Origin of the sequence: Mycolicibacterium lacusdiani (genome assembly GCF_021916785.1) — a bacterium.
Classification (GTDB): Bacteria; Actinomycetota; Actinomycetes; order Mycobacteriales; family Mycobacteriaceae; genus Mycobacterium; species Mycobacterium lacusdiani.
The window spans coordinates 1-1112 of the sequence record NZ_JAKCFC010000023.1 but is presented as its reverse complement, the minus strand read 5'-3'; the positions used below and the strand labels follow the sequence as shown (position 1 = coordinate 1112).

1 protein-coding gene is annotated in these 1112 nt (G+C 62.8%); it reads right to left on the bottom strand.

The genetic code is table 11. The features are described 5' to 3' along the window. The coding region (locus LOK44_RS29635) for an IS481 family transposase (RefSeq protein WP_237573664.1) at nucleotides 1-988 on the bottom strand (988 nt) is incomplete at its 3' end. Nucleotides 989-1112: the final 124 nt, after the last annotated feature.

Here is a 1112-nt window from a genome sequence, read left to right as displayed (position 1 = left end):
TGTACTGCCCAGGGACGTTGGTCAACCTGGTGATGGGCGAGGTCTTGCCTATTGCTGAGTGTTGCCGGTGGTGATTGTAGGTGTGCAGCCAGGCCGGCAGGGCCGAGCGGCGGGTGAGTTCGTTGGGGTAGTGACGGGCGAATGCCCACTCTTGGGCCATGGTGCGGTGAAACCGTTCGATCTTGCCGTTGGTCTGAGGTCGGTAGGGCCGCGTCCTGTTGTGTCGAATCTCCAGCTCAGCGCAGGCGTCGCGCCAAGCGTGGGAGCGGTAGCAGGCACCGTTGTCGGATAGGACTCGTTCGACGGTGACTCCGCGCTGGTGGAACCACCCCACCGCCCGCCGTAGCACCGCGATGGCGGTCACTGCGGTTTCGTCGTCGTGGATCTCGGCGTAGGCGACCCGCGAGTGGTCGTCGATCACGGTGTGAACGAAGGCATGTCCCAGGAGCGGCTGATGATGCCGGTTTCGTTCGATGTCGCGGGTCAGGTGCCGGTTCTTCTTGCCTTGTTGGCGTCCTACGAATCGCCATCCGCCGCCGGTGGGAATGTTGCCGAGCTTCTTGACGTCGACGTGGATGAGCGAGCCGGGATGGCTGTGTTCGTAGCGCCGGATTGGTTCTCCGGTACGAATATCGATGTGTGACAACCGATTCAATCGGCATCGCACCAGAACTGCATGCACAGTTGACGCTGGGATTGAGAGCCGCGAGGAAATCGCCAGCGGCGATAGACGATGCCGCCAACGCAGCTCCACGATCTGTCGCACCTTCGGCTGAGGCGTGCGGGTGGGGCTGCGGTGCGGCCGACTGGATCGATCCCACATGCCGGCCTCGCCCATCTCCACGTAGCGGGTCGCCCAGCGCTTGGCCGTAGGCCAGGACACGTGGAAATGCTCGGCGGCGCGAACGATCGGCCACCCCTCATCGACGATCAAACGCGCGAGCAACAGTCGTCCGCGTGGGGTTAAAACGGCATTAGCGTGGACCACGAAGGTCTCCTGTCGTCGAAGTGGGTGTCTAAGCAGCTCCACTCCACGACGGGAGGCCTTCTCCAATCAACGACCGCTACAGCGAGTCGTCACACTTCCTCAACCAACCTGCCTGGGCAGTACA